Here is a 26,723-nt window from a genome sequence, read left to right on the forward strand (position 1 = left end):
GCTGCTATCTATCTGTTTTCCTGAATCATTGTGTGATGGATGGAGAAACAGGGGAAAGAGCGAGAGCGGTGCGCATTAAAAAAGAGGGGGAGGTGCAACTATGTGGGGGATCTGGTTGGGGGCTGCGCTGGTCAATATCAGCGGCTATCAGCCCATCGCGGAGCAGACCTGGGTGCAGCTCAATCCGGACTATTATCCGGCGCACCGTGCCGTGCCGCCCATCTTCGTGGCGTGGCGGGGCAATCAGTTCCCGCCTCTGGAGCAGAAGCAGAAAAACGGCCGCTGGCAGATCCTCTTCCCCGCCCGCTTGGTGCCCCCGTTTGACTTGTTCGAGGGGGAAGCCCAGCTTTCCAAGGCCTATTTAGCGCGCCTCAAGCGCATCGACGAGATGGCCTATGGGGTGGCCCCCCACCAGAGCGCACCGGTACAGGGGCTGACTGCCGCGGACATGGCGCCCGGGATGCAACCCTTCATCGCCGAGTTCTCCTTGCCTGTGCGGGGTGGGGTGCGGTTGACCGCAGGCGAGCCTCTGCTGGCCAAGCTGGGGTATGGCACCAGTCAAGGGAGCCTCACCCAGCTGGCCTCCCGCCCCATGAGCGTCCCGGAGCAAGCCGGGGAGACCACGCTGACGCTGTCGCCCCCCGCCGCCGGGGGCGAGCAGCCTTGCCATCAGGTGGCGGCAGGGGAGACCCTGTGGCGCATCGCGAGCATGCTGGTCTCCCAGGAGGGAGGGCGCGGGAACGATACCTACAGCTATCTGCTGGCGCTGGTGGAGGAGAATCGCACCAGCATGGGGACGGGGATCCGGGTCAAGACCGGTCAGCGCCTCTACTGTCCCAGGGCCGAGACCCTGGCCCAGTTCGATGCCATGAGCCCGGCCCAGCGTCAGCAGCAGTTCGCCCGCCTGGAGCAGGGGCGCTGAAGGAAGAGGAGCCTTGCCGCCCGTGGCGCTGCGCCGTATCGGCCGAGCCTTCGGGATAATGCGGTGAAGAGCGGCCCGCGGCTTGTATCCACCAAGACCCCATGCTAGTATTCGCGCTCGTTTTGCGAGGTGCTGACCGGTCGCAGTCAGCACCATACATTCATCTTAAAAGAGATAACTACTATGTCTTTCGTATTCCAAGCTGAAGTCCGTTCTGACCTGGGGAAAGGTGCGAGCCGCCGCCTGCGTCATGCTGACCAAGTTCCTGCCATCGTTTACGGTGCAGGCAAAGAAGCCGTGTCCATCACCCTGGACCACAAAAAGCTGATCCTGGCCCAAGAGAAGCCGGAGTTCTACTCCTCCGAGCTGACCCTGGTCATCAACGGCGAAGAAGTCAAAGTGAACGTGAAGGCTATCCAGCGTCACCCGGTTCGCTACAAGCTGGTTCACCTGGACTTCGTACGCATCTAATTGCGTCAGTCCCGTTGAATGAAAAGCCACTCCCCGGAGTGGCTTTTTGCATTCTGGCGTTAGCGCCAAGGCGTGAGTCTAAAAAGAAGGGCGACCCAAGGGTCGCCCTTCTTTTGTGGGGAGCAGCTCTACCAGGCCGGCTGGGTGAGGTAGGGGTTGCTGACCCGCTCGTGGCCGAAAGTGGAGCTGGGACCGTGGCCGGGGATGAAGACGATGTCATCCCCCAGCGGCAGCAAGGTCTCGGTGATCGAGCGAATGAGGGTGGCGTGATCGCCACGGGGGAAGTCGGTGCGACCGATGCCGCCGGCGAAGAGCACGTCACCAACCCAGGCGAGGCGCTCGGCCTGGCTCAGTAGGATCACGTGCCCCGGGGTGTGGCCCGGGCAGAAATAGACCGCCAGTTCGCAGTTGCCAAGCGCCACCTTGTCCCCCTGCTCGAGCCAGGCGTCCGGGGCAAAGGCCGGGGTGTGGGGGAAGCCGAACATCTGGCTCTGCCTGGGCAGCATGTCGAGCCAGAAGGCATCTTCCCGGTGGGGGCCCGTGATGCTCACCCCGGTGCGGGTGCGCAGCTCGGCGGCGGCGCCCACGTGATCCAGATGGCCGTGGGTCAGCAGGATCATCGAGAGCGTCAGCCCGTGCTTCTCGATGGCGGCCAGCAGCTTGTCTGCCTCGCCACCCGGGTCGATGAGCGCCGCCTGGCGAGTCTCGTCACACCAGATGAGTGAGCAGTTCTGGGCAAAGGGAGTGACTGGAATAATTTCAAATTTCAGCATGTCTGGCTATCCACGTTAGGTCCACAGGCGACTTGTTCTGCGAAATAGGCGAGGCACGCCGCTTTGTCGCCCCTGAAGCGGATCCGTTCCCGCTTGTTGTCGAGCTGATAGAGGTACATGGGGTCGTAGTAGCGGGTCAGCAGCAGCCGGATCCAGGCAAGATGCAGCTCGGTATTGCCGCTGCTCCCCTGCTCGGCGAGGGCGGCCTGCATCAGGGCATCCAGCTCCCGGTGATCCTTGTCCCCGAGGCGCCGCTTGAGGCGGGCCAGGGCATCGGTCAAATAGCTGGCAAACAGCGGCCAGCCTTCCTCGGTCCCGTACATCTCCTGATAGCGCTGCCAGAGATCCTGCACGTAATCGATGCGGATCTGCTCGGCCCGCTCGGCTTGCGGCACATCCACCACCACCAGCGGCGACTGGCACATGGCCTCATAGAGGTTCAGCGGCAGGGCGCAGCGACCGATGAGGCGACTCTCGTCCTCCACCACGAAGGCGGACTCCCCGAGGTGACGGCGCTTGAGCAGCTCGATGGCGAGTTTGTTCTCGAAGTTGATGTTGCTGGGCTGACCCCCAGGGAGCTGACCGAAGGAGGAGCCCCTGTGATGGGCGTGCCCCTCCAGATCCACCGCCTGGGCAACCTGCTCCAGCATGTGGGTCTTGCCGGAGCCCGTCATGCCGGTCAGCACCGTCCAGTGGCATTCGGCCGAGGCGCTCGCCTGGGTATCGATGAGGAAGCGGCGCAGATCCTTGTAGCCGCCAGCCACCCGGGGGCGAGTAACGCCAGCCTCATGTAGCCACAGCTGCACCGTCTGGGAGCGCAGACCGCCCCGGAAGCAATAGAGCAGGGCATCGGGCTGCTGGCGCAGGTGAGCCAGCCAGCCTTCCATGCGCTCTGCCCGCACATCGCTGCCCACCAGTTGGTGTCCGAGGGCGATGGCGGCGGCCTGACCCTGCTGCTTGAAGCAGGTACCGACCTGGGCACGCTCATTGTCCGTCATCAGCGGCAGGTTGACGGCCTGGGGGAAGGCCCCTTCGTTGAACTCGATGGGGGCGCGCAAGTCGATGAGCGGCACATCGTCCAGGAAGATGCGGGCCAGATCCGTCGCCTGGGGCAAGGCACTCATTGGATGACCTCGATAAAGCGTGCACCAACGAGGGGTTTCATCACCCCGACGGGGGAGAGGGAGAGACCGGCCTTGGCGGCGATGGCCAGCAGCTCGGCTTCGCTCTCTTTACCCACCGCCACCAGCAGGCCGCCGCTGGTCTGCGGGTCGCACAGGATGTTGCGGGTGCGATCGTCCATGGCATCGAGCTTGTGGCCGTAGGAGTCGTGGTTGCGCAGGGTACCGCCCGGTACGCAGCCCTCGCTGAGGTAGTGGTCCACCTCGGGCAACAGCGGCAGGGCGTTGAAGTCGAGGCGGGCGGAGAGTTGGGAGCCCTCGCACATCTCCAGCAGATGGCCGGCCAGACCAAAGCCGGTGACGTCCGTCATGGCGTGGACGCCCGGGAGCGCGGCGAAGCGCTGGCCAATCTTGTTGAGGGTACACATGGCTGCGGGGGCCAGCTGTTCGTGTTCGGGCTTGAGCTTGCCCTTCTTCTGGGCAGTGGTGAGGATGCCGATGCCAAGGGGCTTGGTCAGGTAGAGCACATCGCCCGCCTTGGCGGTGTCGTTCTGCTTGATGGCATCGAGCGGCACTATGCCGGTCACCGCCAGGCCGAAGATGGGCTCGGGGGCGTCGATGCTGTGACCACCGGCCAGGGAAATCCCCGCCTCGTGGCACACTTGGCGGCCGCCGTCGATCACCTGCTGGGCCACTTCCGGCGCGAGCGTATTGATGGGCCAGCCGAGGATGGCGATGGCGACGATGGGCTTGCCCCCCATGGCGTAGATGTCGCTGATGGCGTTGGTGGCAGCGATGCGACCGAAGGTGAAGGGATCATCGACGATGGGCATGAAGAAGTCGGTAGTGGAGACGATGCCCTGACCGTTGCCGATGTCCACCACGGCGGCGTCATCCTTGCTGCTGTTGCCGACGATGAGGGTCGGGTCGTCAAATCCCGGGATCTGGCTCTTGAGAATGGTGTCGAGCACCTTGGGGGAGATTTTGCAGCCGCAGCCAGCGCCGTGGCTGTATTGGGTGAGACGAATGGAAGACATACTGACCCCTCTTGGTTCAAGCTCGCGTGAAGCGGTGCGATATGGGTGCGGTCATCCCATTGCGGACAATCGCAGAAAACGGGTGGGTCCGGGTGGCGGGACGAGTGAGCCGGCGCGCCCTCTGAAGGGGCCCAGGCTGAGCCACCCAGGGCCACGGGACGGGGCATTATGCCACAAAGAGGATGAGGGATCCGATCCGCAATTGAAGGGGGGAGCGCTCATGGCCACCAAGGGGCGCCTCGACGAGTTCCCTGTCACTCTCTGCCGGCTCTGCTACAACTAGCTCACCCCCCGGATGCAAGGAGCCACCATGAGCAGCACGTTCTTCACCTCTTTTTTCTCCAGCCTGAACTGGTTTGGCTGGGCCCTGCTGTCGGCCTGTTTCGCCGCCCTGACCGCCATCTTCGCCAAGGTGGGGGTGGCGCAGATCAATGCGGATCTGGCGACCCTGATCCGCACCGCCATCATCTTCCTGCTGCTCTGCCTCTATGTGGCCGCCACCCGGCAGTGGAGCAATCCGCTGTCGATCTCCGGCCACAGCTGGCTGTTCCTCGGTCTCTCCGGACTCGCCACCGGGGCTTCCTGGCTCTGCTACTTCCGCGCCCTGCAGCTCGGCAACGCCGCCCAGGTGGCCCCCATCGACAAGTTCAGCCTGGTGCTGGTGGTGGTGTTCGCGGTTCTGTTTCTGGGAGAGCGTCCCTCCCTGCGGGAGTGGTTCGGCATCGGTCTCATCGCCAGCGGGGTCATGGTGCTCGCCTTCAAGCCGCAAGGTTAGTGGCGAAAAACTCATTTTTCGGAATAAATGACTGCCAGTTTTGAATTGTCTGGCGTAACTGATATGCAAAGACTGGGAATGCAACAGAATACAAGGAGTCGGTGAGATGAAACTCTATGCCCATCCCTTCTCGTCCTACAGCCAGAAGGTGTTGATCGCCCTCTACGAGAATGCTCTCTCGTTCGAGTACCACAACCTGGAATCCCCCACGGTGAAGGCCGAGCTTGCCCGCCTCTGGCCCCTCAAGCGCTTTCCCGTGCTGGTGGATGAGGGGCGTACCCTGCTCGAGAGCAGCACCATCATCGAGTACCTGCAACTGCGCCACCCCGGCCCTGGCACCCTGGTGCCTGCGGGGGAGGCGGGCATCGAGGTACACATGCTGGATCGCCTGTTCGACAACTATGTGATGACCCCCATGCAGAAGGTGGTGCTGGACAAGCTGCGCCCGGCGACCGAGTGCGACCGTTTCGGGGTGGCCGAGGCGCGGGCCATGCTGGACAAGATCTACCCCTGGCTGGACCAGCACCTCGCCGGACGAGCCTGGGCGGCGGGGGAGTACTTTACCCTGGCCGACTGCGCCGCCGCGCCTGCGCTCTTCTACGCCGACTGGGCCCACGAGATCCCGTCCACCTGCCCCCAGCTTCGGGCCTATCGTGCCCGCCTGCTGGCCCGCCCCAGCGTTGCCCGGGTGGTGGACGAGGCCAGACCCTATCGCCACTACTTCCCCCTGGGAGCCCCCCAGCGGGACTGAGGCGAAGATCGCCCATAAAAAAACAGGCCCGCAGCGATGGCGGGCCTGTTTGATCAAGGGGTTGGTGCTTTAGCTGATCAAATGTAGATCAGCGGGCGCGCACTACCAAGCCCTTGAGGTAGAAGCCTTCCGGGTAGGCGGTACCGATGGGGTGATCGGAGGCCTGGGACAAGAGCTCCAGGATCTGGGCGTCGCGGCCGGCGTCGAGCGCCGCATCCGCCACTATCTTCTGGAACAGGCTCTGCTCCATCAGGCCGGAGCAGGAGTAGGTCAAGAGCACGCCGCCCGGCGCCAGCAGCTGGAAGGCCAGCATGTTGATGTCTTTGTAGCCGCGGCAGGCCCCCAGCAGCTGGGCCTTGCTCTCGGCAAACTTCGGCGGATCCAGCACGATGACGTCGAACTTCTCGCCCTTCTCGCGGTATTCCCGCAGCAGCTTGAACACGTCGTGACGCACGAACTGGGTGTTGCCGGTATCGAGACCGTTCAGCTCGGCGTTCTGACGGGCGATGTCCAGGGCGTTCTGGGAGAGATCCACGTTGACCACTTCCCTGGCGCCCCCCTTGAGGGCATAGACGCCGAAACCACCGGTGTAGCAGAAGCAGTTGAGCACCCGCTTGCCTTCAGTGTATTTCGCTGCCGCGAGGCGGTTGTCCCGCTGATCCAGATAGAAACCCGTCTTGTGACCGTTACGAATGTCTACCAGGATCTTGACGCCGCCGTTCTCCTCGATGACCACGGGGTCGGTCGGGGTCTCGCCATAGATGACGCCGGTGCGCTCCTTCAGCCCTTCCTTCTTGCGCACTGCGACATCTGAACGCTCATAGATGCTGCACTCGGGGTAGAGGGTGCGCAGGGCCTGGGTGATGAGTTCGCGCTGGAACTCGGCGCCGGCCGAGAGGATCTGGCACACCAGGAAATCGGCGTAGCGATCGATGGTCAGGCCCGGCAGGCCGTCGGACTCGGCGGCGCAGAGGCGATAGCCGGTCAGACCCTGGCGCTTGATCAGCGGGTCACGAGACTCCTGGGCGTACTGGAGGCGGCGGATGAAGAAGTCCAGGTCGACGGTCTCGTCCTTGTCGAAGGTCCAGACCCGGGCGCGGATCTGGGAGCTGCCGGACCAGGCACCGCGGGCGAGCCACTTGCCATCGTTGGCGTAGATCTCGACGGTGTCGCCATCGATGGGGGTGCCTTGCACCTTGTCGATCCCCTTGGAGAAGATCCAGGGGTGACGGCGCAGCAGGGACTTTTCGCGGCCTTTGACGAGATAGATGGAAGCGCTCATGGGGGTTACCGATACCAGAATAAGAGGGGGCGTATTTTAGTGGCAAGCCGGGCTTTACGCCAGCCTTGTCGCAGGCTTTCAGGGGCGCGCCATGACGGGGGCAGTTGTTAAACCCTGGGGTAAATCTCAGCCTTATCTGTCACTTGCCAGCAACAAACTTCTGCAATTGTTAGCCAGCTCGCGGTGCCTCAAGGGAAAAACGGGCAGAGTATGTGCGTCGTATGACTCTTTGTACGGCATGTTCACAAGGTGCGGCGATCACCCGATCGCGATCCAACTGGCAACAATAATCAAGAAGGAAAACTGACGATGTCAGGAAGACACTCCCTGCTGGCCCTCTCGGTCGCCTTGGCGCTGTCCGGACAGGCCCAGGCCCAGCTGCTCATTACCGAATATCTGGAAGGATCCGGCAACAACAAGGCGCTGGAGCTGAGCAACCTCGGTACCAACGCGCTGGATCTCGGACAATACCGGCTCGCCCTCTATGCCAATGGTCGCACCCTGGCGGCCGGCCCCACCAACAGCCTCGCCCTGCAAGGCACCCTGGCCCCCGGCGCCAGCCTGGTGCTGGCACACCCCTCGGCGCTGCCCGCGACCCTGGCCAAGGCCAGCCTGACCAGCGGCAACCTGGTGTTCAACGGCGACGATGGGCTGGTGCTCTATCGGGGGGACGAGATAGTCGACAGCCTGGGGCAGGTCGGGGTGGATCCCGGCACGGCCTGGGTCTCCGGCGCCGTCTCGACCCTGGACATGACCCTGCGGCGCAAGGCCAGCGTCAATCAGGGGCGTAACGATGCGACGGCGTCCTTCGACCCGGCCGCCGAATACCTGGCCTTCCCCCGGGATGAAGCGGCCGGGCTCGGTTGCAGCGGCGAGGATAACTGTGATGGCAGCCTGCCACCGGCCTTCGTCTGCCCGGTCGATCAGCTCATCCCGGTGCCCGCCATTCAGGGCACTGGTGATCGCAGCCCTCTGGTGCCCACCGGCAAGTTTGAGTCCGAGACCGCCTATGCCACCCGCGGCGTGGTGACCCAGGTGGTGAAGGGGCTCTACAAGGGCTTCTTCATCCAGGACGTGCAGGGGGATGGCGATCCCGCGAGCTCGGATGGCCTCTTCGTGCAGAGCAATCAGGTCAGTGCCGATCTGGTACCGGGCGCCGAGGTGTGCGTGTCGGGCAAGGTGAAGGAGTATTACAACCAGACCCAGCTCAGCGCCGATGCCATGACGGTGACCGAGCCCATGGTGGGCCTGGTGCCGGCGGTGGATCTGGTGCCGGTGGCGGGTGAGAGCCTGGCAACCCTGCTGGAGCGTCACGAGGGGATGCGAGTGCGGCTGGTGCCGGCCTCCAGCCTGGTGGTGACCCGCAATTTCAGCTTCGATTACGACGGCAAGCGCAACAACCTGGTGCTGGCCTACGGGGCACCCCTCATCAAGTCGACCCAGAAGTTCCCGGCCATGAGCACGGAGGCGAGCCAGTGGAGCGATCGCAATCGGGTGAACCAGCTGGTGGTGGAGACCGACGCCAAGGCGCCGGACGGTGTGCTGCCCTGGTATCCCGCCTTCGATGCCGAGCAAGGGTATCTGCGCATCGGCGATCGTCTGAACAACCTGGAGGGGGCCATTGGCTACTCCTATGACTTCTACCGGTTGGTGGCGGACAACCAGATAAGTCAGGGCGACGTGGATCACCGTGGCTGGGACAGGGTTGAGACCCCTGAGCTCGCCACGGCGGGGGATCTGCGGGTGGCGAGCTTCAACGTGCTGAACTTCTTCACCACAGTCGTGGGAGGGGATGCCAATCCCACCAACAGCAACCGGGGCGCCCTGACGGTGGGGGAGTTCGAGTTGCAGCGCACCAAGATTGTCAGCGCCATCACCCGCCTCAACGCGGACGTGGTGGGGCTGATGGAGATAGAGAACAACGGTTACGGTGACAACTCCGCCATCGCGAACCTGGTGAATGCCCTCAATGCCGCCCTGCCGGATGAGCAGGATCACTACGCCTTCGTTCACTCTCCCGATGGTCAGCCCATGGGAACAGACGCCATCACGGTGGGGCTCATCTACCGGCCCGCTCGAGTCAGCCTGGAGGGCGCGGCCCAGCTCATTCCGCTGCCGGTGCAGGTGGCCGAGGCCATCGACAGTGCGGGCAAGCCGGTCAGCATCCAGCAGGGAATGCGCGACTCCCTGCTGCAGCGCTTCACCTCGCCCAAAGGGGATGCGCCCCTGACCCTGGTGGTCAATCACCTCAAATCCAAGGGTTCGGCCTGTTATGAGGATTACCCCGACTATGTGAGCGCCGATCCCCTGGATGGGCAAGGTCATTGCAACGCCCTGCGGGTCTCCGCCGCCAGGGTGCTGGGGGATAAGCTCAAGCAGGAGCCGGGGGATCTGCTGGTGATCGGCGATCTCAACGCCTACGGGCTGGAGGATCCGGTGCGGGTGCTGACGGATTATGATCCCGCCGCTCAACCCCGCCAGATCATGAGTGCCGCCTTCACCCAGCTGGCGGGCCAGCCTTATGAGGAGCAGGCAACGGCGGTGGGCAAGGGGGCGGGGCTGATCAACCTCAACACCCGGTTCCACGGCACCGACACCTACTCCTACAGCTATGAGGGGGAGCTCGGCAATCTGGATCACGCCCTGGCGAATCCGAGCCTCGCGCAGAAGGTGGTCGGCATCGAGGATTGGCACATCAACTCGGTGGAGAGCAACTTCTTCGAGTACGGCAACAAGTACTCGGGCCAGCTCGGCAAGTCCGAGGGGCCGTTCAGCGCCTCCGATCACGATCCCGTGCTGGTGGCCATCCAGTACCCCTTGCCCCCTGCCGGTGAACTCGGCCTGAGCCTGGGGGCTGCCCAGGTGGAGGAGGGCGGCACCCTGACCCTGGCGGTAGAGCGCAAGGGAGGCAGCCATGGCGCCGCCAGCGTGAGCTGGAGCGTGCAATATGGCAGCGCCGACAGTCAGGATGTGGCGCCGATCAGTGGTGTCTTGAACTGGTCTGATGGCGATGAGCAGGACAAAATATTGCAGATCCCGACCCTTTCCGATACGAAAAACGAGGGCGACGAGACCTTCACCCTGGTGCTACACGATGCGAGCGGAGCGGCCCTGGGGGCCCAGTCCCAGACCCTGGTGACCATCAAGGACAAACCGGCCCCCTCGACCATCTCGTTGCAAAGCGCGGTGATCAGGGTGAGCGAGGGGGAATGGCTGGCAGAGATCCCGCTGGTGCGCAGCGGCGATCTGAGCAAGCCGGCCCGCGCCCAGCTGGCGCTGGACAGTGGCACGGCCCGCTGGGGGCTGGACTTCCTGCCCTGGTTCGGTCAGTCCGTGAGCTGGGCTGCCGGTGAGGGAGGGGTCAAATCCATCAAGGTGCTGATCATCGACGACTGGTTCGTGGAGCCCACCGAGCAGTTCAGGGTCAGCCTGCAACGTCTGCAGGGGGCAGACGTCGGGCCCGTGCCGCAGAGCAGCGTCGAGATCCAGGACAATGACAAGTCCTGGTGGCCCTTCGGCCGCTGAGTCTGCGGGTCGCGATGAGTACAATACAAGGGACCTTCGGGTCCCTTTGTTGTGAGGGCGCGCGGCCTGCTGGTCGGGGACATGCAGACAGCGCCCACAAGCATCGGCGCCCATCAAAAAGGCCATCCGTGGGATGGCCTTTTGTTGTGTCACTCAAGTCAAAACCAGAAATATCAGATCCGCAGGCCCGTCATGGCCTGGGTCAGCTCGGTCGCGGTGGCCTTGATGCCGGCAGTCCCGGCGACCGAGGCACTGGCGGCCTCTTCGACCCGGTTCGCCTCCTGACGCACCTGATCGAGATTGCGGCTGATCTCCTCGGCCACCGAGCTCTGCTCCTCGCTGGAGGTGGCAATCTGGGTGCTCATCTCCAGCACGGCGTCGCTGTGATGGCTCAGCTTGTCGATGTCCAGACCCACCTCGGTGATGAGCTGCTGGCTGCTGGCGGCGCGCCCGACCGTCTTCTCCATGATGTCGTTCAGTGCACCGGTGCCGGCCTGCAGCTCCTCAATCATCTGCTGAATTTCCACCGTGGCCTGCTGGGTGCGGCTGGCGAGGGTACGCACCTCATCGGCCACCACGGCGAACCCGCGTCCCTGTTCGCCGGCCCGGGCCGCCTCGATGGCGGCGTTCAAGGCCAGCAGGTTGGTCTGCTGGGAGATGGCGTTGATGACGCTGACCACTTCGTTGATGCGGTTGGCGTTGTGGGTGAGTCGCTCGACGGCGCCGGAGGCGTTGCCAATCTCGTCCGCCAGGGTACCGATGGCGCTGATGGTGCGCGCCACCCGCTCGGCACCGTTGGCGGCTTCCTCGCTGGACTGGCGGGTCTGCAGCAGGGTGTCGTTGGCGTTGCGGGCCACTTCACGGATGGCGGCAGACATCTGCTCCATGGCGGCGGCCAGGGAGTCCATGTGCTGGCGTTGGGTACGGGCCAGGGTTTCACCGTCGCTGGCATGTTCGCGGAACTCGTCGGCGGCCATGGCCAGCGCCTCGGCGGACTCATCGACGAGTTGCACTATCTTGTGCTGACGGTCGGTGAACTTGTCGATGCTGCCCGCGAGGACGGAGAACTCGTCCCGCACCGGGAAGAAGTTGAGACGGAAGGTCAGATCCCCGTTTGCCACCGTCTGCAGTGCCTTGTTGGTGGAGTAGAGCGCCCCGGAGACGAAGGTCATCAGATAATGGGTGAGCAGGGCAAGCAGGGCGGCCAGCACGGCGATGATGGTGAGAGCCGTGCCTTGGCCCGTCCACATGGTCTCCCCGGCGGTATCAAGGGTGCCGGTGACAAAACCTGCCTGACCCGCGCGTGCACTGTAGCTGTAGCGATCGCCTTGCTGCTGCAGGCCATCGCTGCCAGCCTGGCTCAGGGTCAGCTCGGCGGGGAGGCTGAGGGTCGGTTGTTGGCTCACCAGGGCGGCCGTGGTCTCGACCCGCAGCTTGAGTTGATCCAGTCGCATGTGCATCTGCTGATCATGGCTATCGGCCAGCAGATACCAGGTGAGGGCGGCGATGAAGAGCAGGGGGCACCAGAAGGTGATGAGGAATTTTTCACTGATCGTGAGGTGAATGAGATAGCGGTCAACCCAACGAAATTTTACTTCTTTCATAATGATATGCTTCCTGCAGGGAAAAGAGAGTCGCCGTCATTATCGCCCTGGGGTGAACATTCTTGAGAAAAAGGTGCTGAAAATGGGAGAGCAATCGTTTGTCGTCCGGGTCTGGGGTCAGGTCCAGGGGGTGGGGTTTCGCTACTTCACCCGGGAGCGGGCGCTGCAGTTGGGGCTGCGGGGCCATGCCTACAACCTGGCGGACGGCTCGGTGGAGATCCTCATTGCGGGGCCGGAGCAGCAGGTACAGATGATGCTGGGCTGGCTGGAGCACGGCCCGCGGACCGCCACCGTCGAGAAAATGGAGTATGCGAAGGCATCGCCGCCCACGGGTCGCGGGTTTCATACCAACTGAGGGAGAGAAAGGAATGCAGCAGATGACATGGCACGACCAGGCACGGCAGCTTATCGACGCCTATTGCGCTGCCACCCTGGCTCTGCGCGCTCAGGCCGGGGTGGAGGAGGTGCACGGTTACCGCATAGCGGCGCGGCGCCTGCTGGCCTTGCTCGCCCTCTGGCGACCCCTCATCCATCAGCCAGGCCTTGAGCGGCGATTGCTGCGGGCGACCCGTCGGCTCTCCGCGCTGCGCGATGCCCAGGTCTATGCCGAACGCTTCGGCGGCAAGCCTGCAAAGAGCGTGACGCCGCGAGTCCTTTTGCTGACGGTGCGTCTCGACCGCTGGCTGACCCGTCTGGCGCAGGTGCCTGTGGAGTTCAATCCCCTGCCGCTCTATCAGATGCAGCTGGCCTTGACGCTGGCGGAGGGGGTAGACGGGCTTGATGGGATCTCGGGCGGTGCCAGGCGTCAGCTGCGTCACTGGCACAGGCTGCGCCTCATCCTCAAGCAGACCCGCTACGGGGTCGAGTTGCTGCTGGAACAGGGGGAAGGGGATCCGGCCTGGCTGGCCCGGCTGGTGGAGTGGCAGATCAGGCTGGGTCAGTTGCAGGATGCACGCCAGTGGCAGAGACAACTGGCGCGCAAGGGGCTCAGTGACAAGCGGCGACGCCAGAGGCGACAGCTGGAAGAGGCGATAGGGTGTCAGTTGCGGCAGCTCAACTGCCAGCAGGCGGAGCTGGTGGGGCTCAGGATGGCGATGCAGCGCACGGCCTGAGACTGAGTCCACGCAGATAACAAGCAGACATAAAAAAGAGAGGCCAGAGCCTCTCTTTTTGCATCCTGATACGGCGTGCTTACTTGACGCGCATGCCGGGCTGGGCGCCTTCCTGGGGCTCTAGGATCCAGAGATCCTTGCCACCCGGGCCTGCGGCCAGCACCATGCCTTCGGACATGCCGAAGCGCATCTTGCGCGGGGCCAGGTTGGCCACCATCACGGTCAGCTTGCCTTCCAGATCTTCCGGGTTGTAGGCGGACTTGATGCCGGCGAATACCTGACGGGTTTCACCACCAAGGTCGAGCTGCAGTTTTAGCAGCTTCTCCGCTTCCGGCACGGCTTCGGCCTTCTTGATGAGCGCAACACGCAGATCCAGCTTGGCGAAATCCTCATAGGCGATGGTGTCGCTGATGGGGTCATCCGCCAGGGGGCCGGCCGGCTTCTTGCTCTGCTCCTTGGCGAGATCTTCCTTGGACGCTTCCACCATGGCCTCGACCTTGGCAGGTTCGATACGGGCGAAGAGCGCCTTGAACGGAGTCAGCTGGTGGCCGGTGAGCGGGGTCGCGATACCGTCCCAGGAGAGGGTCTCACCCAGGAAGGCTTCGGCGCGTGCAGCCAGCTCGGGCATGACGGGCTTGAGGTAGGCCATCAGCACCCGGAACAGATTGATGCCGACGGAGCAGACCGCCTGCAGCTCGGCGTCCGCCCCTTCCTGCTTGGCGATGACCCAGGGGGCCTTGTCATCCACGTAGCGGTTGGCCTTGTCGGCGAGCGCCATGATCTCGCGAATGGCGCGGCTGAATTCACGGCTCTCGTAGGCCTCGGCGATGGTGGCACTGGCAGCGGCGAATTCGGCGTAGAGCGCGGGTTCGCTGCACACATCCGCCAGCTTGCCACCTGCGCGCTTGGCGATGAAACCAGCGTTGCGGGAGGCCAGGTTGACCAGCTTGTTGACCACGTCGGCGTTGACCCGCTGCACGAAGTCCTCGAGGTTCAAGTCCAGATCGTCGATGCGGCTGTTGAGCTTCGCCGCGTAGTAGTAACGCAGGCACTCGGGATCCAGGTGCTTCAAGTAGGTGCTCGCCTTGATGAAGGTGCCCTTGGATTTGGACATCTTGGCACCGTTGACGGTCACATAACCGTGCACGTTGACCTTGGTCGGCTTGCGGAAACCCGCTCCTTCCAGCATGGCCGGCCAGAACAGGCAGTGGAAGTAGGCGATGTCCTTGCCGATGAAGTGATAGAGCTCGGCGTCGGAGTCGGCCTGCCAGTAGCTGTCAAAATCGATGTCGCCGCGCTTGTTGCACAGGTTCTTGAACGACGCCATGTAGCCGATGGGGGCATCCAGCCAGACATAGAAGTATTTGCCCGGCGCACCCGGGATCTCGAAGCCGAAGTAGGGGGCGTCACGGGTGATGTCCCACTGCTGCAGACCGGATTCGAACCACTCTTGCATCTTGTTCGCCATCTCTTCCTGGATGGCGCCAGAACCGCGCACCCAGTCGGCGAGCCAGGCTTCGAACTGGGGCAGGTCGAAGAAGTAGTGTTCGGAGTCCTTCATCACCGGAGTCGCGCCGGAGACGGCGGATTTCGGATCGATGAGTTCGGTCGGGCTGTAGGTGGCGCCGCAGCTGTCGCAGTTGTCACCGTACTGCTCGGGGGACTTGCACTTGGGGCAGGTACCCTTGACGAAACGGTCCGGCAGGAACATGGACTTTTCCGGATCGAACAGTTGGGAGATGGTACGGATCTTGATCTTGCCGGACTCTTTCAGGCGACCATAGATCAGCTCCGACAGCTCGCGGTTCTCGTCGCTGTGGGTGGAGTGATAGTTGTCGAAGCTGATGTTGAAACCGGCGAAATCGCCCTGATGCTCCTCGGAGACCGCCGCGATCATCGCCTCCGGCGTGATCCCCATCTGCTGTGCCTTGAGCATGATGGGGGTACCGTGGGCATCATCGGCGCAGACGAAATGCACCTGATTGCCGCGCATTCGCTGATAACGGACCCAGATATCGGCCTGGATGTGTTCCAGCATGTGGCCAAGGTGGATGGAGCCGTTGGCATAGGGGAGGGCGCAGGTTACCAGCATTCTACGAGGATCAGTTGCCATAATACGTTCTTTATGTGCCTGTTGGGATGATACAGTGCCGAGCATGTTACCCGAATTGGGGGTAGCCTGCCTAGGGCTCTGGCCCGTCAGGCCCAGGCTTCGGCACTCGGCTACAAGCCTGCAACCCACTGATTTATGTGCGGTAACCTTTCACCTCAGTGTAATAAGCGATACACACGTGTTTTTAAAGGAAGGTTTCACTTCAGCATAACGACAAGATAATGGGGAGTTAATGGTGATGGATTCAGTAAAACAGATCCTGGCCGAATTTAAGCCAAGCGGCTGGGGCAAGGATCTGGTGGCGGCCGATTTCGTGCGCGCCATCGAACAGCAGGAGCAGACCCTGACCATCAAACTGGTGTTGCCCTTTGCCGGGCAATCCCTGTTCGATGAGCTCAAGGAGTGCTTCGGTGGACGCCTTCGCAGTGCCACGGGGGCCAGCCGCATCAACTGGCTGGGGGAGATAGAGGTCGCCAGCATGCCCCGTGCCCAGCAGCTTGCGGCAGTGCAGGGCATTCGCAATATCCTGGTGGTGGCCTCCGGCAAGGGCGGGGTGGGCAAGTCCACCACGGCGGTGAACCTCGCACTGGCGCTGCAAAAGGAGGGGGCCCGGGTCGCCATCCTGGATGCGGACATCTACGGCCCCTCCATTCCGACCATGATGGGCACCTTGAAGGAGCGTCCGAGCAGCCGTGATGGCAAGACCATGGAGCCGGTGATGGCCTGTGGCCTCAAGAGCAACAGCATCGGCTATCTGGTGGATGAGCAGGATGCCACCATCTGGCGCGGCCCCATGGCGAGCAAAGCGCTGGCGCAGATCCTCCACGAGACCCGCTGGGGCGAGGTGGACTATCTGGTGGTGGACATGCCGCCAGGTACCGGCGACATCCAGCTCACCCTGGCCCAGCAGGTGCCTACCACGGCGGCGGTGATTGTAACCACGCCCCAGGACGTGGCACTGGCGGATGCGCGCAAGGGCATCGCCATGTTCAACAAGGTGAACGTACCCGTGCTCGGCATCGTCGAGAACATGAGTTATCACGTTTGCAGCGCCTGTGGTCACCACGAGCCGCTGTTTGGCACCGGTGGCGGCAAGAAGATGGCAGAGCAGTATCAAGTGGCGCTGCTTGGCCAGTTGCCGCTGCACATCGATATCCGTCAGCACATGGATGAAGGTTGCCCGACCGTGTTCGGGGCGCCGGAAGGGGAGCTTGCAGAGGCTTATCTGAGACTGGCCAGACGGGTCGGGGCCGAACTCTATTTCAGTGGTAAACCGATTGCGACCCCGCTCTATACGGTGGCGCTGGACGAATAATCGGCTGTCGGCCGTTTGCTGCGGATTTGAGGGTGGGCATGGCTCACCCTTTTTTATATAATGGATCGGTTTAAACAATCCCCAGTGCTCTTCTTTCTTTAGGTATTTTCAATGTCTGATACTCAACATTCTTGTGTGATCATCGGTATTGCTGGTGCGTCCGCATCCGGCAAGAGTCTTATCGCTCAAACCATCTATGAAGAGCTGGTGGCCGAACTGGGCGCAGGTCAGATTGGTGTGATCACCGAGGATTGCTACTACCGTGATCAGACCCACATGACCATGGAAGAGCGGGTCAAGACCAACTATGACCACCCCAATGCCCTGGATCACGATCTGCTCGTGCAGCATCTGACCCAGCTGGTGGGCGGGGAGTCGGTGAACATTCCCCGTTACTCCTATTCCGAACACACGCGTATGGACGAGATCACCCCCTTCGCCCCTCGTCGGGTGATCATTTTGGAAGGGATATTGCTGCTGACCGACAGCCGGCTGCGGGATCTGATGGATGCCTCCATCTTCATGGATACACCCCTCGACATCTGCCTGTTGCGCCGTCTGGTGCGCGATGTGCAGGAGCGGGGCCGCACCATGGACTCCGTCCTCAAGCAATATCAGAAGACGGTGCGTCCCATGTTCATGCAGTTCATCGACCCGTCCAAGCAGTACGCCGATGTCATCGTGCCCCGTGGCGGCAAGAATCGCATCGCCATCGACATGCTCAAGGCGCGCATCCGCCACATGTTGATCGGTTAATCAGGAAAGAGCCGGGTGATGCCCGGCTTTTTTAAATGAATCATTTGTCAGGAGAGTCGCCGAATGCGTCTTTGTGATACCGATATCGAACGCCATCTGGATGAAGGCAAGATAGTGATTGAGCCGCGCCCCGGCATCGAGCGGATCAGTGGCGTCAGCGTCGATGTGCTGCTCGGCAACGAGTTTCGGGTGTTTCGCGATCATACCGCGCCTTATATCGACCTCGGCGGTACCAGTGCCGAGATGGCCGATGCCATCGAGCGGGTGATGAGCGAGGAGATCCACATCCCGGACGGCGAAGCCTTCTACCTGCACCCGGGTCAGCTGGCCCTAGCGGTGACCTACGAATCCGTTACCCTGCCGGCGGACATCGTCGGCTGGCTGGACGGTCGCTCCTCCCTGGCGCGACTCGGTTTGATGGTACACGTCACTGCCCACCGCATCGATCCGGGCTGGTCCGGCCGTATCGTGCTGGAGTTCTACAACGGCGGCAAACTGCCCTTGGCACTGCGCCCCAAGATGAAGATCGGGGCGCTGAACTTCGAAATGCTCTCAGGCGTTGCGGCTCGTCCGTACAACAAGCGTGAGAATGCCAAGTACAAGAGTCAGCAAGGGGCGGTCGCCAGCCGTATCAACCAGGACTGAACCCCTGTGATGAGTGAACGATGAAAGGGTGCTTCGGCACCCTTTTTGATTTGCTGCCGACAGATGCCGCATGCTCCGTGGCTGGATATGTGTGCCAAAGATCAAGGTTTTGTGACAAAAAGCGAGGAAATATGGCGCGTTTGTGCAAGATAGGGCCTTGATATGACTCATGATCTCGTGCTGCATCGTGCGTTTAATTAATCTATGACAAGGCGCATTCCGACTGGGCCTAAGACATTTTCTGACGGAATGCCCTTTTTTTTTCTTACTGAAATATTTCAATCACGGCTATGGCGCACCTAGCCTTCTGGCATAATCCGCCGCAACTCATAAACAGGTTCGTTTTTATGTTTGAAATGTTTAGTGGTTTGGGTTTTTGGTGGTCAATCGGTTTGGTATTGGCCGTTTTTTTTGTGCTGGCCTATGAGTTCATCAACGGCTTTCACGATACCGCCAACGCGGTAGCAACGGTCATCTATACCAAGGCGATGCCGGCCCATATGGCGGTAGTGGCCTCCGGTCTGTTCAACTTCGCCGGGGTCATGCTGGGTGGGCTCGGGGTTGCTTATGCCATCGTGCATCTGCTGCCCATCGATCTGCTGCTCGGGATGGATTCTACCCAGGGGTTGATCATGGTCTTCTCCCTGCTGTTTTCCGCCATCGTGTGGAACCTGGGTACCTGGTTCTTCGGGATCCCGGCCTCCAGCTCACACACCCTGATCGGCTCCATCCTGGGGGTAGGCGGCGCCTATGCCTGGATGACCCATCAGCCCCTGCAGGAAGGCATCAACGTCGGTAAAGCCATCGACATCATGCTCTCCCTCATCATTTCTCCGACCGTCGGTTTCGTTATCGCGGCCCTGCTGCTGTTTGCCATGAAACGCGTCTGGCTGAACAGCAAGATCCACAAGACCCCGGAAGAGCGTCTGCTGGTGGATGGCAAGAAACACCCGCCGTTCTGGGCCCGTGTCACCCTCATCTGCTCCGCCATGGGGGTGAGCTTCGTGCACGGCTCCAACGACGGTCAGAAGGGGATAGGTCTGGTTATGCTGGTGCTGATCTGCATGGCGCCCGCCTACTTTGCCTTGGACATGAACAGCCGCTCCTATGATCTGGACAGAACCCAGGATGCCAACCAGCGCATCATGGAGATCTACCAGCGCAATCAGGAGCAGGTCTCCACTCTGGTGGACTTCAACGTGCCTGCCCATTCCCAGGAAGAGCTGATGACCCACTGCGCCGCCGGTGAAGTGCTGCAGGCCATGGCGACCCTGGACAATCGTCTCGGCAAGGTCCGTACCTATGAAGAGATGAGCCTGACCGATCGCCGTGAAGTGCGTCGTCTGCTGCTCTGTATTGACGACACCGCCCGCAAGGTCTCCAAGCTGCCGCTGCCGGCCAAGGAGCTGACCGATCTGGCCAAATGGCGCAAGGATCTGACCGCGACCGCCGAATATGCACCGACCTGGGTCATCGTCTCCATCGCCCTGGCGCTGGGGTGTGGCACCATGGTGGGCTGGCGCCGTATCGTCTACACGGTAGGGGAGAAGATTGGCTCCTCCGGCATGACGTACAGCCAGGGCATCGCCGCCCAGATCACCGCCGCCGCTTCCATCGGAGTCGCCAGCCTGACCGGTATGCCGGTCTCCACCACCCATATCCTCTCCTCTGCGGTGGCGGGGACCATGGTGGCCAACAAATCCGGGCTGCAGAGCCAGACCATCAAGACCATCTTGCTGGCCTGGGTGCTGACCCTGCCGCTGACCATGCTGCTCTCCGGTGGCCTGTTCATCGTCAGCAACCATCTGTTTGGTGGCTGATAGTCACTGTCTCATCGATATCATCAAAGGGCCTGCGGGCCCTTTTTTATTGCCATTCTTCCATCCCATAGATGGATGCACCCTTGAGGCAGCAAGCCTCTGTAGTCAGCATTATATGCCATCAAACTAGTGTTGATGTTCACACCACGATCCACAGTCATCTTTCATTGTCGCGTCCCACAACCAAAGTTCATCAGGGGTCACCTCGAGTGATTGAGAGAGGGGGAGAGTACCTGGCTAGCCGCTACGCTCGTTTGATCCAGTTTCACTGGGTTTGATTACACTGGCGTGAGCCAATGAAGGGGTGAGGCGAGGGGCTGGATATTCTCACTGTAGAGCGCGTTGCCCCATGGAATATGGGGTCTGGCAGGGCGATGAGTACATCAGGAGGAATGGAAGGCATCGACAAACCTTTCTACGAAGGAAAGGTGAGCCAGGGATACGCCATGGGATGTTGGTCTGCCGTGATGGCCAGAGTGAGGGCACCGACAATGACTGCCGATATTGATGCTGGTTGCTAGGGGGAGTGCTTAATCCCGATAGTTGAACCTGGATAAAAATCAACCAGCGGTTGAATTGCCTACAAGTAGTTGGAATGGAGTGTTTATGTAGAGAAAGGCAGAGATAAGTCCTGAAAATATAACGGGTGGTTTCACTGCTGCGAGCGCTCAGTGTGATGTCGAGCGAGAGGCGCTGATTGAAGCAGGTGACGGCTCGGCGCGTGATGGAACAGATATGGCAGGATGGAGAGTGGCGGGTAAAAAAAAGGGCCACACAGTGTGTGGCCCTTTTCATCAGACTAGCAAGCTGGCTCAGGGGCGACCGGCCGGGCTGGTTGCCACGTTGCTGGCAGCGGTGCTGCCGGCGTGGCGACCGGAGGTGGTCACTTCACTGCGCTCGAGCGGTGCGTAGGCAACCAGTTCGCGGGCAGGCTGGGCAGGCACGGCGGCCGGTGTTGCCATCGGCGCAGAGGCCTTGCGAGCGCGGGCCAGGACACCGCCCTTGTTGACCGGCTTGGTCACAGGAGCTGTGACCGCTGGCGCGACGTCTGCAACCTCAGGGGCAACAACCGGTTCGGCATCGGCCGCTTCAACGACAGCGGGCTCGACGTCGATGGCAGCAACCTGAGGTTCAATCACGGGCGCAGCTTCGACGACGACAGCCGGTGCAGTCTCGACCACGGCAGCTACCACCTCGGCAGCATCAGCTTCAACGGCAGGGGCTGCTTCGGCCACAGTCACGTCAGTGGCGGGAGCTACGACCGGCTCGGCAGCGACAGGGGCGACCTCGGCCACAACGTCAGCAACCACTGGTTCAGCTACCTGCTCAACGATGGGTGCGGCGGCGGCTTCAGCGGCTTCTTCTGCCACCGCTTCGGCGACCACATGCTCGGTCAGCGCAGAGGAGGCCTGCAGGGCAGCAGCCACGGCTTCGGCGCTCGGGATGGTGATCACCGGCACGGCCGGTTCTTCCACCTTCACATGAGCGGCATCGGCCTGGGCGGCAGCGGTCAGCTGAACTTCGGCCTGAGGCTCATCATCGCGCTGGCCACGGGCCTCTTCGTTGATGCGCTTGCGACGCTGACCTTCGATACGCTGGCCACGCGGGGTACGGCGAGAACGGCGCTGACCATCGGTCTGCTCCTCTTGCTCACCGGCCATGGTCTGGGCTTCCACGACATCAGAGGCAGGCTCGTCAACGGGCAGGGCAGGGGTGTCGGCGGCGGCGACATCGACCCGAACCTGCTTGCGCAGTTGGCGACGTTCGCGGCGCTCGGCCACTTTCTGCTCTTTCTCCTGACGGGGTTCGGCTTGCACTGCGGCAGCGTTCACCTCAACGGCTTCGACGGCTTCCACCACCTCGGCACGGGGTTCACGAGGTGCGCGCGGCTCACGGGCAGGGCGCGGAGCGCGGGGCTCACGTTCCTGACGGGGCTCACGAGCCTCGCGTGGTTCGCGTTCCATACGCTGTTCGCTGCGGGCTTCCCCACGGCTTTCACGTTCCTGGCGCGGCTCACGCTCTTTGCGCGGACGACGGTTACGGTTCTCGCCGCCTTCGCGGTTGGCCGAACCTTCACGTTTCTCACCGCCTTCGTTGCGGTTGCCACGGTTGTCATCACGACGACCACGCTGACCACGGCTGCGGGTCTCGTCACGTTGATGACGATGACCCTCTTCCTTGCGCGCTTCACGAGCCACCGGCTTCTCGGCAGGGGCTTTCACCTCAGGGGCCGCGTCAGAACTGAACAAGCCAGAGATGGCCTTGAACAGCTTGCCGAACAGGCCCGGCTCGGCGGCGACAGCAGCGGCCTGGGGAGCAGGCGCGGCGGCAGCAGCCGGTGCGGCGGGTTGGGGTGCCTGCACGAAACCTTGCAGCAGGGGTTGCTCGCGCTCAATGACCTGAGCCTGCTTCGGTTGGTAAACCGGTTTGGCAATCTCGGTCTTGAGCTCGTAGCTGGCCACTTCCGGAATTTCGTTCTGACGGATGCGGGTCACTTCGTAGTGCGGCGTTTCCAGATGCTGGTTCGGAATGATGTACAGGCGTACCTCATTGCGTTGCTCCAGACTGGCGATGGAGGCGCGCTTCTCGTTGAGCAGATAGGCGGCGACATCGACCGGCACCTGAGCGTGAACCTGCTCGGTGTTGTCCTTCATGGCCTCTTCTTCGATGAGACGCAGGATGGATAAGGCCAGTGATTCGTTGTCACGGATGACCCCTTGGCCCTGGCAACGGGGGCAGATATGACTGCTGGACTCGTTGAGGGAGGGGCGCAGGCGCTGGCGGGACATCTCCAGCAGACCGAAACGGGAAATCCGGCCAAGCTGGATGCGGGCACGGTCCTGGTGCACGGCTTCACGCAGACGGTTTTCCACTTCGCGCTGATGGCGAACCGGGGTCATGTCGATGAAGTCGATGACGATGAGGCCACCCAGGTCGCGCAGACGCAATTGACGGGCAATCTCGTCGGCCGCTTCCAGGTTGGTCTGCAGCGCGGTCTCTTCGATATCGCCGCCCTTGGTGGCGCGGGAGGAGTTGATATCGATGGAGGTGAGCGCTTCGGTCGGGTCGATGACGATGCTGCCGCCGGAGGGCAGGCGCACTTCGCGCTGGAAGGCCGACTCGATCTGGCTCTCGATCTGGAAGTGGTTGAACAGGGCAACATCACCCTTGTACAGCTTCACGCGATTGAGGAAATCGGGACGAACCAGCTCGATGTGGGACTTGGCGCGCTCGAAGATGACAGGGTTGTCGATCAGGATCTCGCCGACGTCGCGACGCAGGTAGTCACGGATGGCCCGCACGATCACATTGCTTTCCTGATGGATAAGCACCGGAGCGGAGCGGTTCTGGGAGGCCTTGTGGATGGAATCCCAGTGGTTGAGCAGTACGTTCAGATCCCATTCCAGCTCTTCCGGGGACTTGCCCACACCGGCGGTACGCACGATGAGGCCCATGCCGTCCGGCACGGTCAGGCCGCTCAGGGCTTCCTTCAACTCGGTCCGCTCGTCACCCTCGATGCGACGGGAAATGCCGCCGGCACGGGGGTTGTTCGGCATCAGCACCAGGTAGCTGCCCGCCAGACTGATAAAGGTGGTGAGGGCTGCACCCTTGGTGCCACGCTCTTCCTTATCGATCTGGACGATCACTTCCTGGCCTTCGCGGACCACTTCTTTGATGTTGGGGCGACCCTGATAGGAATAACCGGAGGGGAAATAATTGCGGGCGATTTCCTTTAACGGCAGGAAACCGTGGCGCTCGGCGCCATAATCGACAAAAGCAGCTTCGAGACTGGGTTCTACGCGGGTGATTTTGCCCTTGTAGATGTTCGCTTTCTTCTGCTCGTGCCCCGGACTTTCAATATCCAAATCGTAGAGCTGTTGTCCGTCAACCAGCGCTACGCGCAACTCCTCTTCCTGAGTCGCGTTGATTAGCATTCTTTTCATTGAGTTCTCATTATTTTGTCATTTTGATCCCTCCACAGGGTCCTGCCGGCGCCGGCCTCGGGTCTTCAGCATGCTTGGGCAACCTCCCGGTTGGGGTATGCATGAGGCGCTAATTAAGGGCACTCGGGTTCTGCCTTCTCGAAGGCGCGAATTAAGGATACCGATGTGGAGACAATTAAAGCGGCTCTGTTTGCGTTCTCCATGCGTTGTACCTCGCACCCGGGAACCGTCATGTTCTTGTATACACGGTGTTTCGGGATTGGGTGGCATAAATTTTGGCCACTTAGTACAAGGCTTGAACACAATGACAAAACCTTGTTTATTATCCCATTTAAACCACTTTTATAGCAAGACGCCATTTTTTAACAAAGCATGGAGCCAAGGGCCATCGGCAGTGTTAAAATCCGCGCCATGACACAGATACATCAACAAGTGCAGCTGCTCACCATCGAAGCTGAGCATGAAGGGCAGCGCATCGACAATTTTCTCAAGACTCAGCTAAAGGGCGTCCCCAAGAGCCTGATCTATCGCATCCTTCGCAAGGGCGAAGTGCGCGTCAACAAGAAACGCATCAAACCCGAATACAAGCTCTGTGCCGGCGACGAAGTACGGGTACCGCCCGTGCGCGTTGCCGAGAAGAACGAACTGCCCTCGGCCAACCTTGGCAGCATCCAGCGTCTGGAGAGCCAGATCCTGTTTGAAGACGAGGCCATGATCGTGCTGAACAAGCCCTCCGGCATGGCGGTACACGGCGGCAGTGGTCTCTCCTTCGGAGTGATCGAGGGGCTGCGGGCCCTGCGCCCGGAAGCCCGTTTCCTCGAGCTGGTGCATCGCCTCGATCGCGATACCTCCGGCGTGTTGCTGGTTGCCAAGAAGCGCAGCGCCCTGCGCAGTCTGCATGAGCAGCTGCGGGTCAAGACCATGCGCAAGCAATATCTGGCGCTGGTACGCGGCCAATGGCAGCCTCACGTCAAGGTGGTCAATGCGCCTCTGCGCAAGAATGATCTGCAATCCGGCGAACGGGTTGTGCGGGTCAGCGCCGATGGCAAGCCGTCCGAGACTCGTTTTCGCATCGCCCGCCAGTTTGCCGAGGCGACCCTGGTGGAGTGCAGCCCGATCACCGGCCGGACTCACCAGATCCGGGTCCATACCCAGCATGCCGGCCACCCCATCGCCTGTGATGACAAATACGGTGAGGCGGCATTTGATGAGAGCATGCGCAATCAAGGGCTGAAGCGGCTCTTCCTGCACGCCTGGAAGCTGAGCTTTACTCACCCGGTGGATGACAGGGAGATGCAGGTGGAAGCGCCGCTTGCCCCTGAACTTGAAACCTTCCTCGGCAAGCTGGCCCGCTGATGCAGGATATCCACCTCGCCATCTTCGACTGGGACGGCACCCTGATGGATTCGGTGGGGCGGATCGTCGCCTGTGTGCAGGGGGCCGCCCGCGATTGTGGGGAAGCGGTGCCGTCGGCGCAGCAGACCCATCAGATCATCGGCCTCAGCCTGGCGGTGGGGATCCCCCGATTGTTCACCCTGAAGGAGGGGAGCGAGCGGGCCCAGGCCCTGATCGACCGCTATCGCCACCTTTATCTGCACGATGACACGCCGAGCCCCTTGTTTGCGGGGGCGAGCGAACTGCTTCATCACTGGCGGGAGTCGGGCATTCAACTGGCCGTGGCCACCGGCAAGTCCCGGCAAGTCCCGGCAGGGTCTGGACAGGGTATTGGACGAGACGGGATTACGTCCGCTCTTTGCCGCGACGCGCGGAGCAGATGAAGCCCACTCCAAGCCCGACCCCTTGATGTTGACCCAGATCCTGGATGAACTGGGCCTGGAACCAGAGCAGGCGGTGATGATCGGCGATTCCATCCACGACATGGGGATGGCCGCAGCCCTTGCCATGCCGCGCATCGGGGTGACCTGGGGTGTGCACGACAGGGCCAGGCTGGCGCAATACGAACCCGTTGCCATCGTCGATACCATGGCGGAGCTGCGCCAGCTGCTGGCATGAGCCAGCATCGAAAACATAAAACGGGAGCCATCAAGGCTCCCGTTTTTCTATGTCGATGTGTCTCTCGCCAGGGTCATGGCAGGGCCAGCCCATGGCGCTCGAGCAGCTCGATCAGGGCGATGAGGGGGAGGCCGATCAGTGCATTGGGATCGCGACCCTCCAAGGCCTTGAACAGCACGATACCCATGCCTTCACACTTGAAACTGCCAGCGCAATCGAGCGGCAGTTCCGCCTCTACGTAGCGGCGGATGGCCGCCTCACCCAGGGTTCTGAAGTGCACGGTGAAAGGTTCCACCCACTGTTCAGCCCGGCCGCTCGCCGCATCCAGTACGCACAGCCCCGTATAGAAGGTGACGCTTTTACCCTGGGCGGCCATCAGCTGTGCCACCGCGTTTTCTACCGTGCCCGGTTTGCCAAGAATGCGCCCATCGCAGACACACACCTGATCAGAACCGATGACCAGGCCGTGATCATGCTGCGCTGCGATGGCGCTCGCCTTGGCATGTGCCAGCCTTGCTACCAGTGCCTGGGCCGACTCCTGGGGCTGCGGAGTTTCATCCACGTCAGGGGCCGCACACTGAAATGGCAGGCCGAGTTTTTCCAGCAGGGCCTTGCGATAACGGGATGTGGAGGCAAGGATCAGAGTGGCAGCCATCATGTGGTGATATCCAGTGATAAATCAATTGGTTGATTCTATAAGGCCAGCAGGCAGGGTGTAAACTGGCTTGCCTGCAGCGACATGGA

Annotated in this window: 20 protein-coding genes and 1 pseudogene; 13 read left to right on the forward strand and 8 right to left on the reverse strand. The window is 61.8% G+C overall.

The features are described from left to right. Positions 1 to 100 precede the first annotated feature (100 nt). Together VZC39_RS09865 and rplY are read left to right on the forward strand one after the other, a co-directional pair. A complete protein-coding gene (locus VZC39_RS09865) occupies positions 101 to 922 on the forward strand; it encodes a hypothetical protein (RefSeq protein ID WP_434668095.1) in 822 nt (273 codons plus the stop codon). A 183-nt stretch (positions 923 to 1,105) separates the two neighbouring features. Beyond that, positions 1,106 to 1,393, forward strand: coding sequence for a 50S ribosomal protein L25 (rplY, locus tag VZC39_RS09870; RefSeq protein ID WP_303804487.1), 288 nt, complete (start codon positions 1,106 to 1,108; stop codon positions 1,391 to 1,393). A gap of 128 nt (positions 1,394 to 1,521) precedes the next feature. On the opposite strand, the gene VZC39_RS09875 is transcribed toward rplY, so the two are convergent. From VZC39_RS09875 to selD, 3 genes are read right to left on the reverse strand one after another with little or no spacing between them, the layout of a single operon-like run. Beyond that, on the reverse strand, positions 1,522 to 2,166 hold the full coding sequence (locus VZC39_RS09875) for an MBL fold metallo-hydrolase (protein WP_349922206.1): 645 nt from the start codon (positions 2,164 to 2,166) through the stop codon (positions 1,522 to 1,524). Continuing rightward, positions 2,160 to 3,290: a tRNA 2-selenouridine(34) synthase MnmH gene (gene mnmH, locus VZC39_RS09880; protein WP_434668100.1), complete on the reverse strand. Its 1,131-nt coding sequence runs from the start codon at positions 3,288 to 3,290 to the stop codon at positions 2,160 to 2,162. The genes VZC39_RS09875 and mnmH overlap by 7 nt, the downstream gene beginning before the upstream one ends. Beyond that, complete coding sequence (gene selD, locus VZC39_RS09885; protein ID WP_434668103.1) at positions 3,287 to 4,324, reverse strand: selenide, water dikinase SelD; 1,038 nt, start codon at positions 4,322 to 4,324, stop codon at positions 3,287 to 3,289. The genes mnmH and selD overlap by 4 nt, the downstream gene beginning before the upstream one ends. Positions 4,325 to 4,634: 310 nt before the next feature. Between selD and VZC39_RS09890 the strand changes: the two genes are divergently transcribed. Both VZC39_RS09890 and VZC39_RS09895 read left to right on the forward strand, forming a co-directional pair. Beyond that, complete coding sequence (locus tag VZC39_RS09890) at positions 4,635 to 5,099, forward strand: EamA family transporter (protein ID WP_349922209.1); 465 nt, start codon at positions 4,635 to 4,637, stop codon at positions 5,097 to 5,099. A 106-nt stretch (positions 5,100 to 5,205) separates the two neighbouring features. Continuing rightward, positions 5,206 to 5,850, forward strand: coding sequence for a glutathione S-transferase family protein (locus VZC39_RS09895; protein ID WP_434668107.1), 645 nt, complete (start codon positions 5,206 to 5,208; stop codon positions 5,848 to 5,850). Positions 5,851 to 5,938: 88 nt separating this feature from the next. Here the strand turns inward: VZC39_RS09895 and VZC39_RS09900 are convergent, their stop codons facing one another. Continuing rightward, a complete protein-coding gene (locus tag VZC39_RS09900) occupies positions 5,939 to 7,132 on the reverse strand; it encodes a class I SAM-dependent methyltransferase (RefSeq protein WP_434668109.1) in 1,194 nt (397 codons plus the stop codon). A gap of 309 nt (positions 7,133 to 7,441) precedes the next feature. On the opposite strand from VZC39_RS09900, the gene VZC39_RS09905 reads away from it, so the two are divergent. After that, complete coding sequence (locus VZC39_RS09905; RefSeq protein ID WP_434668111.1) at positions 7,442 to 10,657, forward strand: ExeM/NucH family extracellular endonuclease; 3,216 nt, start codon at positions 7,442 to 7,444, stop codon at positions 10,655 to 10,657. Between the two features lie 173 nt (positions 10,658 to 10,830). Here the strand turns inward: VZC39_RS09905 and VZC39_RS09910 are convergent, their stop codons facing one another. After that, on the reverse strand, positions 10,831 to 12,261 hold the full coding sequence (locus VZC39_RS09910; RefSeq protein ID WP_434668114.1) for a methyl-accepting chemotaxis protein: 1,431 nt from the start codon (positions 12,259 to 12,261) through the stop codon (positions 10,831 to 10,833). A gap of 82 nt (positions 12,262 to 12,343) precedes the next feature. On the opposite strand from VZC39_RS09910, the gene VZC39_RS09915 reads away from it, so the two are divergent. Next, positions 12,344 to 12,616 (forward strand): acylphosphatase, encoded by a 273-nt coding sequence (locus VZC39_RS09915; RefSeq protein WP_434668117.1) that lies wholly within the window; start codon positions 12,344 to 12,346, stop codon positions 12,614 to 12,616. 22 nt (positions 12,617 to 12,638) lie between these two features. Beyond that, positions 12,639 to 13,373 (forward strand): CHAD domain-containing protein, encoded by a 735-nt coding sequence (locus VZC39_RS09920; protein ID WP_434668120.1) that lies wholly within the window; start codon positions 12,639 to 12,641, stop codon positions 13,371 to 13,373. Positions 13,374 to 13,452: 79 nt separating this feature from the next. Here the strand turns inward: VZC39_RS09920 and metG are convergent, their stop codons facing one another. Beyond that, positions 13,453 to 15,486 carry a methionine--tRNA ligase gene (gene metG, locus VZC39_RS09925; RefSeq protein ID WP_349922216.1) on the reverse strand — a complete coding sequence of 678 codons (2,034 nt, stop codon included), beginning with the start codon at positions 15,484 to 15,486 and terminating at the stop codon, positions 13,453 to 13,455. Positions 15,487 to 15,718: 232 nt separating this feature from the next. Here metG and apbC point away from each other — a divergent pair, with 232 nt between their 5' ends. The 4 genes from apbC (at position 15,719) to VZC39_RS09945 (ending at position 20,022) form a co-directional block, all read left to right on the forward strand. Continuing rightward, a complete protein-coding gene (apbC, locus tag VZC39_RS09930) occupies positions 15,719 to 16,801 on the forward strand; it encodes an iron-sulfur cluster carrier protein ApbC (RefSeq protein WP_434668123.1) in 1,083 nt (360 codons plus the stop codon). A gap of 111 nt (positions 16,802 to 16,912) precedes the next feature. Next, positions 16,913 to 17,557, forward strand: coding sequence for a uridine kinase (gene udk / locus VZC39_RS09935; protein ID WP_349922218.1), 645 nt, complete (start codon positions 16,913 to 16,915; stop codon positions 17,555 to 17,557). Between the two features lie 63 nt (positions 17,558 to 17,620). Next, positions 17,621 to 18,202 carry a dCTP deaminase gene (dcd, locus tag VZC39_RS09940; protein ID WP_349922219.1) on the forward strand — a complete coding sequence of 194 codons (582 nt, stop codon included), beginning with the start codon at positions 17,621 to 17,623 and terminating at the stop codon, positions 18,200 to 18,202. Between the two features lie 347 nt (positions 18,203 to 18,549). After that, positions 18,550 to 20,022: an inorganic phosphate transporter gene (locus tag VZC39_RS09945; protein WP_349922220.1), complete on the forward strand. Its 1,473-nt coding sequence runs from the start codon at positions 18,550 to 18,552 to the stop codon at positions 20,020 to 20,022. A gap of 812 nt (positions 20,023 to 20,834) precedes the next feature. Here VZC39_RS09945 and rne read toward each other — a convergent pair. Continuing rightward, on the reverse strand, positions 20,835 to 23,966 hold the full coding sequence (gene rne, locus VZC39_RS09950; protein ID WP_349922221.1) for a ribonuclease E: 3,132 nt from the start codon (positions 23,964 to 23,966) through the stop codon (positions 20,835 to 20,837). Between the two features lie 411 nt (positions 23,967 to 24,377). Here rne and rluC point away from each other — a divergent pair, with 411 nt between their 5' ends. Next, positions 24,378 to 25,322: a 23S rRNA pseudouridine(955/2504/2580) synthase RluC gene (rluC, locus tag VZC39_RS09955; RefSeq protein WP_349922222.1), complete on the forward strand. Its 945-nt coding sequence runs from the start codon at positions 24,378 to 24,380 to the stop codon at positions 25,320 to 25,322. Continuing rightward, positions 25,322 to 25,979, forward strand: a pseudogene (locus VZC39_RS09960) (HAD family hydrolase). Before rluC ends, VZC39_RS09960 begins: the two are co-directional and overlap by 1 nt. Positions 25,980 to 26,052: 73 nt before the next feature. On the opposite strand, the gene VZC39_RS09965 reads toward VZC39_RS09960, so the two are convergent. Next, entirely contained in the window at positions 26,053 to 26,634 is a 582-nt protein-coding gene (locus VZC39_RS09965; RefSeq protein ID WP_434668447.1) for a Maf family protein, read from the reverse strand. Positions 26,635 to 26,723: the final 89 nt, after the last annotated feature.

Source organism: Aeromonas sp. NJAU223 (assembly GCF_051125555.1).
GTDB lineage: Bacteria > Pseudomonadota > Gammaproteobacteria > Enterobacterales > Aeromonadaceae > Aeromonas > Aeromonas veronii_G.

What these genes read in the sequence shown, in the direction of transcription:
- mnmH (WP_434668100.1), bottom strand. Translation starts at nt 3,290, where the DNA reads ATGAGTGCCTTGCCCCAGGCGACGGATCTGGCCCGCATCTTCCTGGAC.
- VZC39_RS09900 (WP_434668109.1), bottom strand. Translation starts at nt 7,132, where the DNA reads ATGAGCGCTTCCATCTATCTCGTCAAAGGCCGCGAAAAGTCCCTGCTG.
- VZC39_RS09910 (WP_434668114.1), bottom strand. Translation starts at nt 12,261, where the DNA reads ATGAAAGAAGTAAAATTTCGTTGGGTTGACCGCTATCTCATTCACCTC.
- selD (WP_434668103.1), bottom strand. Translation starts at nt 4,324, where the DNA reads ATGTCTTCCATTCGTCTCACCCAATACAGCCACGGCGCTGGCTGCGGC.
- rplY (WP_303804487.1), top strand. Translation starts at nt 1,106, where the DNA reads ATGTCTTTCGTATTCCAAGCTGAAGTCCGTTCTGACCTGGGGAAAGGT.
- udk (WP_349922218.1), top strand. Translation starts at nt 16,913, where the DNA reads ATGTCTGATACTCAACATTCTTGTGTGATCATCGGTATTGCTGGTGCG.
- VZC39_RS09905 (WP_434668111.1), top strand. Translation starts at nt 7,442, where the DNA reads ATGTCAGGAAGACACTCCCTGCTGGCCCTCTCGGTCGCCTTGGCGCTG.
- VZC39_RS09920 (WP_434668120.1), top strand. Translation starts at nt 12,639, where the DNA reads ATGACATGGCACGACCAGGCACGGCAGCTTATCGACGCCTATTGCGCT.
- VZC39_RS09915 (WP_434668117.1), top strand. Translation starts at nt 12,344, where the DNA reads ATGGGAGAGCAATCGTTTGTCGTCCGGGTCTGGGGTCAGGTCCAGGGG.
- apbC (WP_434668123.1), top strand. Translation starts at nt 15,719, where the DNA reads ATGGTGATGGATTCAGTAAAACAGATCCTGGCCGAATTTAAGCCAAGC.
- VZC39_RS09875 (WP_349922206.1), bottom strand. Translation starts at nt 2,166, where the DNA reads ATGCTGAAATTTGAAATTATTCCAGTCACTCCCTTTGCCCAGAACTGC.
- VZC39_RS09965 (WP_434668447.1), bottom strand. Translation starts at nt 26,634, where the DNA reads ATGGCTGCCACTCTGATCCTTGCCTCCACATCCCGTTATCGCAAGGCC.
- VZC39_RS09865 (WP_434668095.1), top strand. Translation starts at nt 101, where the DNA reads ATGTGGGGGATCTGGTTGGGGGCTGCGCTGGTCAATATCAGCGGCTAT.
- VZC39_RS09890 (WP_349922209.1), top strand. Translation starts at nt 4,635, where the DNA reads ATGAGCAGCACGTTCTTCACCTCTTTTTTCTCCAGCCTGAACTGGTTT.
- metG (WP_349922216.1), bottom strand. Translation starts at nt 15,486, where the DNA reads ATGGCAACTGATCCTCGTAGAATGCTGGTAACCTGCGCCCTCCCCTAT.
- rluC (WP_349922222.1), top strand. Translation starts at nt 24,378, where the DNA reads ATGACACAGATACATCAACAAGTGCAGCTGCTCACCATCGAAGCTGAG.
- VZC39_RS09895 (WP_434668107.1), top strand. Translation starts at nt 5,206, where the DNA reads ATGAAACTCTATGCCCATCCCTTCTCGTCCTACAGCCAGAAGGTGTTG.
- rne (WP_349922221.1), bottom strand. Translation starts at nt 23,966, where the DNA reads ATGAAAAGAATGCTAATCAACGCGACTCAGGAAGAGGAGTTGCGCGTA.
- dcd (WP_349922219.1), top strand. Translation starts at nt 17,621, where the DNA reads ATGCGTCTTTGTGATACCGATATCGAACGCCATCTGGATGAAGGCAAG.
- VZC39_RS09945 (WP_349922220.1), top strand. Translation starts at nt 18,550, where the DNA reads ATGTTTGAAATGTTTAGTGGTTTGGGTTTTTGGTGGTCAATCGGTTTG.